This is a genomic window from Pseudomonas sp. ok272 (genome assembly GCF_900109995.1).
In the GTDB taxonomy this organism is placed as follows: Bacteria; Pseudomonadota; Gammaproteobacteria; order Pseudomonadales; family Pseudomonadaceae; genus Aquipseudomonas.
In genome coordinates, this window is sequence record NZ_FOCB01000003.1 from 54,489 (window position 1) to 69,404 (window position 14,916).

Below are 14,916 nucleotides of genomic sequence, written 5' to 3' on the forward strand. Positions count from 1 at the left end.
CACCTACACTTATCGGCCATCACTCCCAAAGGAATAGCCCTGATGAAAGCCGTGCTGTGCAAAGCCTTCGGCCCCGCCGAATCGCTGGTGCTGGAAGACGTCGCCAGCCCCGTGGCCAAGAAGAACGAAATCCTGCTGGACGTGCACGCCGCCGGGGTCAACTTCCCGGATACGCTGATCATCGAAGGCAAATACCAATTCAAGCCGCCCTTCCCATTCTCACCAGGCGGTGAAGCCGCCGGCGTGGTCCGTGAAGTGGGGGAAAAGGTCAGCCACCTCAGCGTCGGTGACCGAGTCATGGCGCTTACGGGCTGGGGCAGCTTCGCCGAGCAGGTCGCGGTGCCCGGCTACAACGTGCTGCCGATCCCACCGTCCATGGACTTCAACACTGCCGCCGCATTCAGCATGACCTACGGCACCTCGATGCACGCCCTCAAACAACGCGCCAACCTGCAGCCCGGCGAAACCTTGCTGGTGCTCGGCGCCTCCGGCGGCGTGGGCCTGGCCGCCGTCGAGATCGGCAAGGCCATGGGCGCCCGGGTCATCGCCGCCGCCAGCAGCGCCGAGAAACTCGCCGTGGCCAAGGCCGCCGGTGCCGATGAGCTGATCAACTACAGCGAAGCCAACCTCAAGGACGAGATCAAGCGCCTGACCAACGGCCAGGGCGCCGACGTGATCTACGATCCGGTGGGCGGCGATCTGTTCGACCAGGCCATCCGCGCCATCGCCTGGAACGGCCGCCTGCTGGTGGTTGGCTTTGCCAGCGGACGGATCCCCGAGTTGCCGGTGAATCTGGCACTGCTCAAGGGCGCGGCCGTGGTCGGCGTGTTCTGGGGCTCCTTCGCCCAGCGCCAGCCTCAGGACAACGCCGCCAACTTCCAGCAACTGTTCAGCTGGTTTGCCGAGGGCAAGTTGCAGCCGCTGGTGTCGCAGGTCTATACGCTGGATAACGCGGCACAGGCCATTAACGAGCTGGGCCAGCGCAAGGCGGTGGGCAAGATTGTGGTGCAGGTGCGGTAGCACCCCCCACAGGGATTCGTTGATCAAGGCCGCACGTACTCGCCTGATCCTTCGCACCCCCGCACCGCTTGAGCCGCGCCTCCAGGTTTCGATCCGGCATGGCGTGGCTGCGCAGGGCGCTGGCGGTCTGTTCGACATAGTCGCGGGTGGTGCCGTAGCGGCCGCAGGCGCTTTCAAAGACCTGGCTGAGGACATGGTCCGGCAAGTTCCCGGCATAGCTGGGCAGGTGGCGTTCCAATACGAAACCCAGTGCCTGAACCTGGCTACCGTCTTCCAGGCGGCAATTGAGCCAATGCGGTCGATAGGAAGGAACCGGCATTTCACGCTGCCACAGGGCATACAGCGAGGCGTCCAGTTGCTCCTCCGGCAGGCGGTAGGCAAACCCACTGCAGGAGCCGCCGCGGTCCAGGCCAAACACCAGGCCGGGCAGTTCCGGGGTGCCACGGTGTTCGTGGGACCACAGGTACAAACCGCGATGGTAGCCATGCACACGGCCGCGTACACGCTCGACCGCCTTGCACTCCGGGCGCCAGATCAAGGAGCCGTAGGCAAATAACCAGACCGGCCCGCCCTTGTGCAACGCCATGGTGGCTTGCATCGAGGCCAGTAATTGTTCGTGCGTCAGTTGCGCGCCCAGATCGAGCCGCGGGGGGTAAGCCAGATTCAAAAAAGTAGATTCAATGGCTGTCATGATAAAAAACGTTCAGCCCCGCGAATATTACAAGATGTAATCAAGATGAGTTCATAGAACATATAGCAGTAGCGGTAATTCGAATAGTACTAAGGGACGTATAACCCTCACCTATTCACACAGGACAAAAAAACATACCGCTGGGCGCCCTCGAACATCAGCGGATATAGCCTAATGCCATTTAAGATAAGTCTGAAATATCGATATGAAATAGGTATACGCTTTTTGAACGGTTAGGCTAGTTACGCTTAACTTGGGAAATTTCCTACATGTCTTCCGGAACTGTTACGTATCAAAACACTCCAAGGGCCACGTATAAAGGCCGCCCTCCGGCGAAAGCCAAACTGCCTACCAGGGGCTGCACGATGAAAAACCTATGGATCTTCGGGCTTTTGCTGCTCGCTCAAACCGCCCACGCCCTAGTGCAAGATACCCCATCGCAGAAAGACCAGGGCTTTTGGTACTTGCAAACCAGCGTCTACACCCGACACTTCTCGCCGGACCCCGAACACAACAACAACCAGGACCTGATCGGCCTTGAACGGAATGAGGCCTCCGGCTGGTTGTTTGGCGGGGCGACGTTTCGTAACTCGTTCAGCCAGCGCTCCTATTACGCCTACGCCGGTAAACGCTTCGAAAGTGCCGACTATCCGGTGTATGTGAAATTGACCGGCGGTTTACTTGAGGGCTATCACGGCGAGTATCAAGACAAGATCCCACTCAATCACTTCGGTATTGCACCGGTGATCATTCCCTCGGTGGGTGCTCATTACGGCCCGGTTGCAGCCGAGCTGGTATTGCTCGGCTTCAACGCCGCCATGATCACCACAGGTGTGCGCTTCTAGACCGGCTCATCTGCCGAGGGCCGGGGCGCGTAGGCAAACACGTCGGCGCGCATCTGATGGGCATCCATCCCGGCGCTGACCAACGCATCCAGGGTGCCATAGACCATGGCGGGCGAACCGCTGGCGTAGACATGCAGGGGCTTGAGGTCAGGGAAGTCCTGGCACACGGCCTCGTGCAGCATGCCGCAGCGTCCCGGCCAACCGCACCGGTCACTGACCACTTGATGCAGGAACAGGTTGGGCAGCTTCAACCATTCGTCCCAGTGTTCCATCCGATAAAAATCTTCCGGGCGACGTACGCCCCAGTACAAATGCACCGGGTGTTTGAAACCCTTGGCCCGGCAATGTTCCAGCAGGCTGTGGATCTGTCCCATGCCGGTCCCGGCCGCGATCAGCACCAGCGGTCCGTCCGGCAGCTCGGCCAGGTGGGTATCGCCGAAGGGCAACTCGACCCGCACCATGGGATTGCGCTGCAACTGCTCGATCAGGCTGGTCGCGCTGGCTTCACGGGCCAGCACGTGGATCTCCAGGTCACGACCGGAATGGGGCGCCGAGGCCAGCGAGAAGGCCGACTTCTCGCCATTCTCGCGCTCGATCATCAAGTACTGCCCGGCGTGATAGCGCGGTGGCTTGCCGGCCGGCGTGCGCAAGCGCACTCGCCAGGTGTCGCCGCCGACGTCCACACACTCAATGACCTGACACGACACGCTGCGCACCGGCAACTCTCCCAGCGCAAGGACGCCATCCCACAAGACAATGCAGTCTTGCAGTGGCTCTGCTATGCAAGTGTAGAACTCGCCGCGCTCACGCACATCGCCGGCCTGCTCGACCCGCCCTTCCACCAGCAACGCCGCGCACACGTGGCAGTTGCCATTGCGGCAGCTCTGCGGGCATTCATAGCCCAGGCGCCGCGCTCCATCGAGAATCCGCTCGCCGGGCAGTATCTCAAGCACTGCTCCTGACGGCTGCAAGGTCACACGCATCAATCTATTCCTAACTGATTCCAGATGGCATCGATCCGGCGAGTCACCGCCTCGTCCTTGACGATCACCCGACCCCACTCGCGGGTGGTTTCACCGGGCCACTTATGGGTGGCATCGAGGCCCATCTTCGACCCCAGCCCGGAAACCGGCGAGGCGAAGTCCAGGTAGTCGATCGGCGTGTTGTCGATCATCACTGTGTCGCGCTTGGGGTCCATGCGCGTGGTGATGGCCCAGACCACGTCGTTCCAGTCGCGAGCGTTGATGTCGTCGTCGGTGACGATAACGAACTTGGTGTACATGAACTGTCGCAAAAACGACCACACCCCGAGCATTACGCGCTTGGCATGGCCAGGGTACTGCTTCTTGATCGTCACAATCGCCATGCGATACGAGCAGCCCTCGGGCGGCAGGTAGAAGTCGGTGATCTCCGGGAACTGCTTCTGCAGGATCGGCACGAACACTTCGTTGAGCGCCACCCCGAGGATCGCCGGCTCATCGGGTGGACGGCCGGTGTAGGTGCTGTGGTAAATCGGCTTGATGCGATGGGTGATGCGTTCGACGGTGAACACCGGGAAGCTGTCGACTTCGTTGTAGTAACCGGTGTGGTCGCCGTACGGCCCTTCGTCGGCCATTTCGCCGGGATGGATCACCCCTTCAAGGATGATCTCGGCAGTGGCCGGTACTTGCAGGTCATTGCCACGGCATTTCACCAGCTCGGTGCGGTTGCCGCGCAAGAGGCCGGCAAAGGCGTACTCGGACAGGCTGTCGGGCACCGGCGTGACCGCACCGAGGATGGTTGCCGGGTCCGCGCCCAGGGCCACGGACACCGGAAATGGCTGGCCCGGGTGCTTCTCGCACCACTCGCGGTAATCCAGCGCGCCGCCACGGTGACTCAACCAGCGCATGATGACCTTGTTGCGGCCAATCACCTGTTGACGATAGATGCCCAGGTTCTGGCGGTCCTTGTTCGGCCCCTTGGTGACGGTCAGGCCCCACGTAATCAGTGGGCCGACATCGCCAGGCCAGCACGTCTGCACCGGGAGCATGGCCAGGTCGACGTCGTCGCCTTCGATGACCACTTCCTGGCAGACCGCATCCTTGACGACTTTCGGCGCCATGGCGATGATCTTGCGGAAGATCGGCAGCTTGGACCACGCGTCCTTCAACCCTTTGGGCGGCTCTGGTTCCTTGAGGAACGCCAGCAGCTTGCCGATCTCGCGCAATTCGCTGACGGCTTCGGCGCCCATTCCCAACGCCACGCGCTCGGGGGTGCCGAACAGGTTGCCCAGTACCGGGATGTCATAGCCGGTGGGGTTCTCGAACAGCAGCGCCGGGCCCTTGGCCCGCAGGGTGCGGTCGCAGACCTCGGTCATTTCCAGCACTGGAGACACCGGAACCTGGATGCGCTTGAGTTCGCCGCGCTGTTCCAGGCCACTGATAAAGTCGCGCAAGTCGCGATACTGCATGGGTGAGCCTCGTTTGGCCGTGGCGTTCGGGGGCATGAGTTTAGCGCCGAACTTGGGTCTTGAAGAAGGTCGGTGAATCATCACGCAGCAAAAAGCCGGGTTTCCCCGGCTTCTTGTTGAGCCTTGTCGACTTACTTGCGTTTCATCGACAGGAAGAACTCATCGTTGGTCTTGGTCTGTTTCAGCTTGTCGACCAGGAACTCAATGGCAGCGACTTCATCCATAGGATGCAGCAGCTTGCGCAGGATCCACATACGCTGCAGCTCGTCGTCGGCGGTCAGCAACTCTTCACGGCGGGTGCCGGAGCGGTTGATGTTGATCGCAGGGAAGACGCGCTTTTCAGCGATCTTGCGGTCCAGCGGCAGCTCCATGTTGCCGGTGCCCTTGAACTCTTCGTAGATCACTTCATCCATCTTCGAGCCGGTTTCAACCAGCGCGGTGGCGATGATGGTCAGCGAACCGCCTTCTTCGATGTTCCGTGCAGCACCGAAGAAACGCTTCGGTTTCTCCAGGGCATGGGCATCGACACCACCGGTCAATACCTTGCCGGAGCTCGGGATCACGGTGTTGTAGGCACGGGCCAGACGGGTGATCGAGTCGAGCAGGATGACCACGTCTTTCTTGTGCTCAACCAGGCGCTTGGCCTTCTCGATGACCATCTCGGCAACCTGCACGTGGCGGGTTGGCGGCTCGTCGAATGTCGAGGCAACCACTTCGCCGCGCACGGTGCGCTGCATTTCGGTCACTTCTTCCGGACGCTCGTCGATCAGCAGCACGATCAGATGAACTTCAGGGTTGTTGCGGGCAATGTTGGCCGCGATGTTTTGCAGCATGATCGTCTTGCCCGCTTTTGGCGGAGCAACGATCAGGCCGCGCTGGCCCTTGCCGATCGGGGCGCACAGGTCGATGACACGACCGGTCAAGTCTTCGGTGGAACCGTTGCCGGCTTCCATCTTCATGCGCACGGTCGGGAACAGCGGGGTCAGGTTCTCGAAGAGAATCTTGTTCTTCGCGTTCTCGGGACGATCGTAGTTGATCGTATCGACCTTGAGCAGTGCGAAGTAACGCTCGCCTTCTTTTGGCGGGCGGATCTTGCCAACGATGGTGTCACCGGTGCGCAAGTTGAAGCGACGGATCTGGCTCGGCGAGACGTAGATATCGTCTGGGCCGGCGAGATAGGAAGCGTCTGCAGAGCGCAGGAAGCCGAAGCCGTCCTGGAGGATCTCCAGCACGCCATCACCGGAGATTTCCTCGCCGCTTTTCGCGTGCTTTTTCAGCAGGGAGAAAATCACGTCCTGCTTGCGCGAACGGGCCATATTTTCTATGCCCATCTGTTCGGCCAATTCGAGCAGTTCGGTAATCGGCTTTTGCTTGAGTTCAGTCAGATTCATATAGGAATGACGTAATCATTTATGGAGGGGGGGAAATTAAGCTTTTGGCTTAATGAGGCCGCGCCGCAGAGAAGGCGACAGGATCGCGTACTTATTCGAAAAGGAGTGCGTCGGCGACGGCTAGTAGGGGGCAGTGGAGAAACCAGTGCGGGGCCGAATGTAACACCTGAGTTTTTGAGCGTCTAGCCCTTAATAACGAAAAAGCCCCGCTATTTGCGGGGCTTTTTGGCTGACACCTGTCGCGACGCTTAGAGGTGAGCGTCGAGGAAGGCGGTCAGTTGCGACTTCGACAGCGCACCAACCTTGGTGGCTTCGACGTTGCCGTTCTTGAACAGCATCAGGGTCGGAATACCACGCACGCCGTGCTTGGCCGGCATTTCCTGGTTTTCGTCGATGTTCAGCTTGGCTACCGTCAGCTTGCCATGGTAGGTATTGGCGATTTCGTCCAGAACCGGAGCGATCATCTTGCACGGGCCACACCACTCAGCCCAGTAGTCCACCAATACAGGGCCTTCAGCCTTCAAGACTTCTGCTTCGAAGCTCGCATCGGTGACGTGTTTAATATGTTCGCTCATGGAAGTCTCCAGGTTTGTAAGCAAAAAAACGTGGCCCATCATAGCCGCCCTTCCCTTGTTCAGGAAGCTACAGATGATTGAGTCTCGCTATGGAGACCCATGAGTTTGGGTATAGCTCACGCTGCGCGTTGGCGGCAGCGGTTGATCGTGGCACGATGGTCGAGTTATCGACCGAGACCTCTCAACCATGCCCGATTCCCAAGCCAAGAACCTGTCCCTGATCGCTGCCATAGACCTGGGCTCGAACAGCTTTCACATGGTTGTGGCCAAGGCCCACCACAACGAGATCCGGATTCTCGAACGGCTGGGTGAAAAGGTTCAGTTGGCCGCCGGCATCGACGAAGAGCGTCGACTGAGCGAGGAGTCCATCCAGCGTGGGCTCGACTGCCTCAAGCGCTTCGCCCAACTGATCAACGGCATGCCCTTGGGAGCCGTGCGGATCGTGGGCACCAACGCCCTGCGCGAGGCCCGCAACCGTGGCGAGTTCATCCGCCGCGCCGAAGAGATCCTTGGCCACCCGGTCGAAGTCATTTCCGGCCGTGAAGAGGCGCGCCTGATCTACCTGGGCGTCTCCCACACCCTCGCCGACACCCCAGGCAAGCGCCTGGTGGCCGACATTGGCGGCGGCAGCACCGAGTTCATCATTGGCCAGCGCTTCGAGCCCTTGCTGCGCGAGAGCCTGCAAATGGGTTGCGTGAGCTACACCCAGCGCTATTTCAAGGACGGCAAGATCACCCCGGCCCGCTACGCCCAGGCCTACACGGCGGCGCGGCTGGAGATCATGAGCATCGAGCACGCCCTGCACCGCCTGACCTGGGATGAAGCCATCGGCTCCTCCGGCACTATCCGCGCCATCGGCCTGGCGCTCAAAGCCGGCGGCCATGGCAACGGCGAGGTCAATGCTGACGGGCTGGCCTGGCTCAAGCGCAAGCTGTTCAAGCTGGGCGACGCCGAGAAGATCGACTTCGAAGGCATCAAGCCGGACCGCCGCGCGATCTTCCCCGCCGGCCTGGCGATTCTCGAAGCGATCTTCGACGCGCTGGAACTGCAACGCATGGATCACTGCGATGGCGCCCTGCGTGAAGGCGTGCTCTACGACCTGCTGGGCCGCCACCACCACGAAGACGTCCGCGAGCGCACCCTGGGCTCGCTGATGGAGCGCTATCACGTTGACCTGGAACAAGCCGCACGCGTCGAGCGCAAGGCGTTGCATGCCTTCGACCAGGTCGCGGCAGATTGGAAGCTCGATGGGGGTGTCTGGCGCGAATTGCTGGGCTGGGCCGCCAAGGTGCATGAAGTGGGGCTGGACATCGCCCACTACCATTACCACAAGCACGGCGCCTACCTGATCGAACACTCGGACCTGGCCGGTTTCTCCCGTGAAGACCAATTGATGCTCGCGCTATTGGTGCGCGGCCATCGCCGTAACATCCCCAAGGACAAGTTCGCCGAGTTCGGCGATGAAGGCATCAAGCTGATTCGCCTGTGCGTACTGCTGCGCTTTGCGATTCTGTTCCATCACATCCGCGGCACCCAGCAAATGCCCCAGGTTACGCTGCACGCCAGCCGTGACAGCCTGGACGTGCAGTTCCCGCTGAACTGGCTGGATGAGAACCAGTTGACCCAGGCCGACTTCGCGCAGGAAGCCGAGTGGCTGACGCGGGTCGGGTTCACCCTCAACGTACGTTGAGGAACACCCTGAAACCACTGTGGGAGCGAGCCTGCTCGCGAAAGGGGCTGCCAGATCGACATCACTGTCACCTGGCGCTCCACCTTCGCGAGCAGGCTCGCTCCCACAGGGATGAGTGATGAAAGCCCCCCGCCTCAACTCACGGTAAGAATCGGGCTCCCCAATCGCTCCAGCAACGTCGCCTGGGCACTGCGCGGGTTCTGGTTGCCGGTTGGTGTGTTGCGGATGTAACGACCGTCCGACTGCAGGCTCCAACTGTGGGTGTTGTCGGTCAGGTACAGCTCCAGCTCCTTCTTGACCCGGGTAATCAGCTTCTTGCCTTCCACCGGGAAGCAGGTCTCGACACGCTTGTCGAGGTTGCGCTCCATCCAGTCGGCGCTGGACAGGAACATCTGCTCCTCCCCGCCATTGAGGAAGTAGAACACCCGCGTGTGCTCCAGGAAGCGGCCGACGATCGAGCGCACGTGGATGTTATGGGACACCCCGGCGATCCCCGGACGCAGGCAGCACATGCCGCGTACCACCAGGTCGATACGCACCCCTGACTGGCTGGCCTTGTACAGCGCGCGGATGATCTTCGGATCGGTCAGCGAGTTGAACTTGGCGATGATGTGCGCCGGCTTGCCGTCGAGGGCGAACTGGGTTTCGCGGGCAATCATGTCGAGCATGCCCTTCTTCAGGGTAAACGGCGCATGCAGCAACTTCTTCATGCGCAACGTCTTGCCCATGCCGATCAACTGGCTGAACAGTTTGCCGACGTCTTCGCACAACGCGTCGTCGGAGGTCAGCAGGCTGTAGTCGGTGTACAGGCGGGCGTTACCCGCGTGGTAGTTACCCGTGCCCAAGTGCGCGTAACGGACAATCTCGCCCGCCTCGCGGCGCAGGATCAGCATCATCTTGGCGTGGGTCTTGAAGCCCACCACGCCATAGATCACCACCGCGCCGGCCGCTTGCAGGCGGCTGGCCAGTTGCAGGTTGGACTCTTCGTCGAAGCGCGCGCGCAACTCGATCACCACGGTGACTTCCTTGCCGTTTCTCGCCGCATCCACCAAGGCGTCGACGATTTCCGAGTTGGCGCCGCTGCGGTACAGGGTTTGCCGGACCGCCAGTACATGCGGGTCCTTGGCGGCCTGGCGCAGCAGGTCGACGACCGGGGTGAACGACTCGAACGGGTGCAGCAAGAGAATGTCCTGCTTGCTGACCACGCTGAAGATGTTCTCGCTGTTTTGCAGCAGTTTCGGGATCTGTGGGGTGAACGGGGTGTATTGCAGCTCCGGGTGACTGTCCAGGCTGGTGATGCTGAACAGGCGCGTCAGGTTGACCGGGCCATTGACCTGGTACACCTCGGTCTCGCTCAAGCTGAACTGCTTGAGCAAGTAATCGGACAAGTGCTTGGGGCACGTGTCGGCCACTTCCAGGCGCACCGCATCGCCGTAACGCCGGGAGAACAGCTCACCGCGCAAGGCACGCGCCAGGTCTTCGACGTCTTCGGAGTCCAGTGCTAGATCGGCGTTGCGGGTCAGGCGGAACTGGTAGCAGCCCTTGACCTTCATGCCCTGGAACAGGTCATCGGCGTGGGCGTGGATCATCGACGACAGGAATACATAGTTGTCGCCCGTGCCGCCGACTTCTTCCGGCAGCTTGATCACGCGCGGCAGCAGGCGAGGCGCCGGGATGATCGCCAGGCCCGAATCACGCCCGAAGGCATCGATGCCCTCAAGCTCGACGATGAAGTTCAGGCTCTTGTTCACCAACAACGGGAACGGGTGCGTCGGATCAAGGCCGATCGGGGTGATGATCGGGGCGATCTCGTCGCGGAAATAGCGGCGCACCCAGGTCTTGATCTTGGTGTTCCAGTGGCGCCGGCGGATGAAGCGTACCTGGTGCTTTTCCAGCTCCGGCAACAGGATGTCGTTGAGGATCGCGTATTGACGATCGACATGGCCATGCACCAGCTCGCTGATGCGCGCCAGGGCTTGGTGCGGTTGCAGGCCATCGGCCCCGGCTTGTTCACGGGCGAAGGTGATCTGCTTCTTGAGCCCGGCGACGCGAATCTCGAAGAACTCATCCAGGTTGCTGGAGAAGATCAGCAGGAACTTCAGGCGTTCCAGCAATGGATAGGACTCATCCAGCGCCTGTTCCAGCACGCGGATATTGAACTGCAGTTGCGACAGCTCGCGATGGATATACAGGCTGCTTTCATCCAGGCCGGGAATCGCAATCGCCGGTGCCGCCGGTGCCGCCTCGGCCACTGCCGCGGGCGGAGCAGGCGCAGGCTCCATTTCCGGCGGGGTCTCGACGACTGGCTCGACCACGGGCTGGGCTTCTTTTACGGCAACTTCAGTGAGTCCTTCGGTATTCATCGAATGTTCCTGGGAGGGCTATTTTTGCTCTCGTAACAATTGAGCGGCACGTACGGCAAAGTAAGTGAGGATGCCATCGGCGCCGGCACGTTTAAAAGCGGTCAGGGACTCAAGGATCACCCCTTCGCTCAACCAGCCATTCTGGATCGCCGCCATGTGCATGGCGTATTCACCGCTAACCTGATAGACAAAGGTTGGCACTTTAAATTCTTCTTTGACCCGATAAAGAATATCCAGGTACGGCATGCCTGGCTTGACCATGACCATGTCTGCGCCTTCTGACAAGTCACTGGCCACTTCATGCAGGGCTTCGTTGCCGTTGGCCGGGTCCATTTGATAGGACGCCTTGTTCGCCTTGCCCAGGTTCAGCGCCGAACCGACTGCGTCACGGAACGGACCGTAGTAGGCACTGGCGTACTTGGCCGAGTAAGCCATGATCCGCACATTGACGTGATCGGCCAGCTCCAGTGCCTCGCGGATGGCCTGGATGCGACCGTCCATCATGTCGGATGGGGCCACCACCTGGGCGCCGGCAGCGGCATGGGACAAGGCTTGCTTGACCAGCGCGTCGACCGTGATGTCGTTCTGCACATAGCCGTCTTCATCCAGGATCCCGTCCTGGCCGTGGGTGGTGAACGGGTCCAGGGCAACGTCAGTGATCACCCCCAACTCCGGGAAACGGGCACGCAGGGCGCGGGTGGCGCGCTGGGCGATGCCGTCCGGGTTCCACGCCTCGGCGGCGTCCAGGGACTTGAGTTCGGTCGGGGTCACCGGGAACAGCGCGACCGCCGGGATACCCAATTCGACCCACTGTGCGGCTTCTTCAAGCAGCAGGTCGATGGTCAGGCGTTCGACGCCCGGCATCGAGGCCACGGCTTCGCGACGATTCTCACCGTCGAGCACGAACACCGGCAGAATCAGGTCATTGGTGGTCAGGACGTGTTCACGCACCAGGCGCCGGGAAAACTCATCGCGTCGGTTGCGACGCAGGCGGGTGGCGGGAAACAAACGATTGGCGGGGGTAAAGCTCACGGCAGACTCCAGAGCCCGTGCTGGCGGGCGAGCGTGACAGTTATAAGCGGCCATTATGACGAACACATGACAGTTATGCTCAGCCCTGCGACAGGTAGTCGCATTCCATTGTCCTTGTAGGAATTGTTCACGTCGAGACACATTTGGATACTTTCCTCTAGGGGCCCGAAGCGTTAGGCTGCGCGTTCATTTCGCCAGCACCCAGACAATGCTCCAGCAACTTCTGAATGACTTTGGTTACTTTGCCCTTTTCCTTGGCACGTTCTTCGAAGGCGAAACCATTTTGGTGCTCGCGGGCTTCCTGGCGTTTCGCGGATACATGGATATCAACCTGGTGGTGGTCGTGGCGTTCTGCGGCAGCTATGCCGGTGATCAGCTGTGGTACTTCCTGGGACGTAAGCACGGGCGCAAATTGCTGGCACGCAAACCACGCTGGCAGTTGATGGGTGACCGGGCACTGGAGCACATTCGCAAGCACCCGGATATCTGGGTCCTGAGCTTTCGCTTCGTCTATGGCCTGCGCACGGTGATGCCCGTGGCCATCGGCCTGTCCGGCTACCCGCCAGGACGCTACCTGATTCTCAACGGCATCGGCGCTGCGATCTGGGCCACTGCCCTGGCGGCGGCGGCCTATCACTTCGGCGCGGTGCTCGAAGGCATGCTGGGCAGCGTCAAGAAGTACGAGTTGTGGGTACTCGGCGCCCTGCTGGTCATTGGCTTGCTCCTGTGGCTACGCCGGCGCTTCAAGAATGCCCGCCTGGCCAAGCAGGTCTACGCCGACGAACAGGCCGCCTTGAAGGCCCAGCAAGCCAGCGAGACTAAGACGCCCGTCGAGTGAAGCGATCTTTACAGCGGTAAAGCGCCACGACACTCAGCAGGCTGTAGGCCACCAGCGCAATCCAGGCCGGCAGGCTGGCCGGCCACAATCCGACCAGCGGCGCCAGGCCCATCAGCGGCAGGTTCGAGGCCAGTCGCAGCCACTCCAGCCTCAGGGCCAGCGCACGATTTTCCAGGGTCATGCCCAGCACGAACAGCCCCCACGCCATAGCCCCCCAGCCCAGCACCAGGGCCGCGGTCGGCAGTTGCGACTCAACGCCCATCAAATAGCTACCCAGCGCGACATACCCGCAGAACTGCAGCGCAACATACCGTTGCACGCGGCCGTCCAGGGGCACTTCGAACTTGCGAAAGCGGCTCAGGTCCGGCTTGTCCATCGGGTATTTGCGCGCCACGTCCGCCGGGCGCCAGCCGGTACGCATGAACCAGATCCGCAGCTTGTCCCACCCTCGCTCCGCCCGCCGTGCATCAGCCCATAACTGGGCATAGAACTGCACGTTGGCCCACAACGGGTTCCAACTGGCCAGTGGCGTGGTCACGCCGAACACCACCGGCTCGTTGTCATCCTCTTCCTGAAACGAGCCAAACAAACGATCCCAGAGGATGAACACCCCGCCGTAGTTGCGATCCATGTACAGCGCGTTCTGGGCGTGATGCGCCCGGTGGTTGGACGGGGTCACGAAGAACCACTCGAACCAGCCAAGCTTGGGGATGTGCTGGGTATGCACCCAGAACTGGTACAGCAGGTTCATTGCCGCCACCCCGACGAACACCAGTAGCGGCACCCCCAGCACCGCCATCGGCAGGTAGAAGATCCAGCCCAGCAGAAAACCGGTGCTGGTCTGGCGCAGGGCCGTGGAGAGGTTGTATTCCTCGCTTTGATGGTGCACCAGGTGCGCCGCCCACAGGATGTTGCGCTCATGCCCCAGGCGATGCAGCCAGTAGTAACAAAAGTCATACAGCACAAAGGCCAGCGCCCAGACCCACAGACTGTCTGCCGACAACTCGAACACCGCCAGGTGTTCGAGCGCAAAGCCGTAGGTCACCAACCCCAGTCCTTTTGTCAGCAGGCCGGTGGTGGTCGAAAGCACCCCCGCGCTGAGGCTGTTGATCGAGTCTGCGAGCCGATAATGACTGACCCCGCGCCAACGGTCCGCCAGGCATTCAATGGCAATCAGCACCAGGAAAAACGGCACGGCAAACAGGATGAGGTTCATGGCGCGGCCTGATCATAATGATTCGTAAAAGATTAGGCCTGGCGAGCCAATATCCCTATGGCAACAGGTGACAAATTAGGGGACATTTAGCGCCATGAACCTGGAGAAGAGCCCATGAGCAAAAAAGTTGCAGTGATACTTTCCGGCTGTGGCGTCTATGACGGCGCCGAGATCCATGAAAGCGTGATCACCCTGCTACGCCTGGACCAGCGTGGGGCGCAGGTCCAGTGCTTTGCCCCCGACATCGCGCAAATGCATGTGGTCAACCACCTGACCGGCGAAGAAATGCCTGAATCACGCAACGTGCTGGTCGAATCGGCGCGCATTGCCCGCGGCCAGGTGCAGGACCTGCGCGAAGCCAACGTCGAGGACTTCGACGCGCTGATCGTGCCCGGAGGGTTTGGCGCCGCCAAGAACCTGTCCAACTTTGCCGTCGAAGGTGCCGGCTGCACCGTGCAGCCAGAGGTCCTGGCCCTGGCCGAAGCCTTTGCCGAAGCGGGCAAGCCAGTGGGCCTGATCTGCATCTCCCCGGCCCTGGCCGCGAAGATCTACGGGCCGGGCGTCACCTGCACCATCGGCAATGACAGCGACACGGCGGCCGCCATGAGCAAAATGGGCGCCACCCACGTGGACTGTGCCGTGACCGACATCATCGAAGACAAGGCACGCAAACTGGTCAGCACCCCGGCCTACATGCTCGCGCAATCGATCGGCGACGTGGCGTCGGGGATCAACAAGCTGGTGGATCGGGTGCTGGAACTGACCCACGACCATCAGGCCTGACACCACCGATCGGACTTTGTGGG

Annotated in this window: 12 protein-coding genes and 1 pseudogene; 5 read left to right on the plus strand and 8 right to left on the minus strand. The window is 61.0% G+C overall.

What is annotated here, in order from left to right; all coding sequences use genetic code 11:
* Nucleotides 1–42: 42 nt before the first annotated feature.
* Nucleotides 43–1,020 (plus strand): NADPH:quinone oxidoreductase family protein, encoded by a 978-nt coding sequence (locus tag BMW74_RS05870; protein ID WP_093414994.1) that lies wholly within the window; start codon nucleotides 43–45, stop codon nucleotides 1,018–1,020.
* A gap of 37 nt (nucleotides 1,021–1,057) precedes the next feature.
* On the opposite strand, the pseudogene BMW74_RS05875 reads toward BMW74_RS05870, so the two are convergent.
* Nucleotides 1,058–1,711: pseudogene (locus BMW74_RS05875) on the minus strand (gamma-glutamylcyclotransferase); the annotation flags it as partial.
* 365 nt (nucleotides 1,712–2,076) lie between these two features.
* Here BMW74_RS05875 and BMW74_RS05880 point away from each other — a divergent pair.
* Nucleotides 2,077–2,556: a sn-glycerol-3-phosphate transporter gene (locus BMW74_RS05880; protein WP_093414997.1), complete on the plus strand. Its 480-nt coding sequence runs from the start codon at nucleotides 2,077–2,079 to the stop codon at nucleotides 2,554–2,556.
* Here BMW74_RS05880 and BMW74_RS05885 read toward each other — a convergent pair.
* The 4 genes from BMW74_RS05885 to trxA form a co-directional block, all read right to left on the minus strand.
* Nucleotides 2,553–3,539, minus strand: a complete 987-nt coding sequence (locus tag BMW74_RS05885) for a CDP-6-deoxy-delta-3,4-glucoseen reductase (protein ID WP_093414999.1) — start codon at nucleotides 3,537–3,539, stop codon at nucleotides 2,553–2,555. The two genes, BMW74_RS05880 and BMW74_RS05885, sit on opposite strands and share 4 nt — an antisense overlap.
* Nucleotides 3,539–5,005 (minus strand): 4-hydroxy-3-polyprenylbenzoate decarboxylase, encoded by a 1,467-nt coding sequence (ubiD, locus tag BMW74_RS05890; RefSeq protein WP_093415002.1) that lies wholly within the window; start codon nucleotides 5,003–5,005, stop codon nucleotides 3,539–3,541. The genes BMW74_RS05885 and ubiD overlap by 1 nt, the downstream gene beginning before the upstream one ends.
* Nucleotides 5,006–5,136: 131 nt before the next feature.
* Entirely contained in the window at nucleotides 5,137–6,396 is a 1,260-nt protein-coding gene (gene rho / locus BMW74_RS05895; protein WP_019694195.1) for a transcription termination factor Rho, read from the minus strand.
* Nucleotides 6,397–6,644: 248 nt separating this feature from the next.
* Complete coding sequence (gene trxA, locus BMW74_RS05900; protein ID WP_093415005.1) at nucleotides 6,645–6,971, minus strand: thioredoxin TrxA; 327 nt, start codon at nucleotides 6,969–6,971, stop codon at nucleotides 6,645–6,647.
* 187 nt (nucleotides 6,972–7,158) lie between these two features.
* Between trxA and ppx the strand changes: the two genes are divergently transcribed.
* A complete protein-coding gene (gene ppx / locus BMW74_RS05905) occupies nucleotides 7,159–8,661 on the plus strand; it encodes an exopolyphosphatase (RefSeq protein WP_093415008.1) in 1,503 nt (500 codons plus the stop codon).
* A gap of 134 nt (nucleotides 8,662–8,795) precedes the next feature.
* Here the strand turns inward: ppx and ppk1 are convergent, their stop codons facing one another.
* Nucleotides 8,796–11,024 carry a polyphosphate kinase 1 gene (gene ppk1, locus BMW74_RS05910; RefSeq protein WP_093415011.1) on the minus strand — a complete coding sequence of 743 codons (2,229 nt, stop codon included), beginning with the start codon at nucleotides 11,022–11,024 and terminating at the stop codon, nucleotides 8,796–8,798.
* A gap of 18 nt (nucleotides 11,025–11,042) precedes the next feature.
* On the minus strand, nucleotides 11,043–12,056 hold the full coding sequence (hemB, locus tag BMW74_RS05915) for a porphobilinogen synthase (RefSeq protein ID WP_093415013.1): 1,014 nt from the start codon (nucleotides 12,054–12,056) through the stop codon (nucleotides 11,043–11,045).
* Nucleotides 12,057–12,264: 208 nt separating this feature from the next.
* Between hemB and BMW74_RS05920 the strand changes: the two genes are divergently transcribed.
* Complete coding sequence (locus BMW74_RS05920) at nucleotides 12,265–12,894, plus strand: DedA family protein (RefSeq protein ID WP_093415016.1); 630 nt, start codon at nucleotides 12,265–12,267, stop codon at nucleotides 12,892–12,894.
* On the opposite strand, the gene BMW74_RS05925 is transcribed toward BMW74_RS05920, so the two are convergent.
* Nucleotides 12,875–14,110: a sterol desaturase family protein gene (locus BMW74_RS05925; protein ID WP_093415019.1), complete on the minus strand. Its 1,236-nt coding sequence runs from the start codon at nucleotides 14,108–14,110 to the stop codon at nucleotides 12,875–12,877. The genes BMW74_RS05920 and BMW74_RS05925 overlap by 20 nt on opposite strands.
* Before the next feature lie 114 nt (nucleotides 14,111–14,224).
* Between BMW74_RS05925 and elbB the strand changes: the two genes are divergently transcribed.
* Nucleotides 14,225–14,893 carry an isoprenoid biosynthesis glyoxalase ElbB gene (gene elbB / locus BMW74_RS05930; RefSeq protein ID WP_093415022.1) on the plus strand — a complete coding sequence of 223 codons (669 nt, stop codon included), beginning with the start codon at nucleotides 14,225–14,227 and terminating at the stop codon, nucleotides 14,891–14,893.
* Nucleotides 14,894–14,916: the final 23 nt, after the last annotated feature.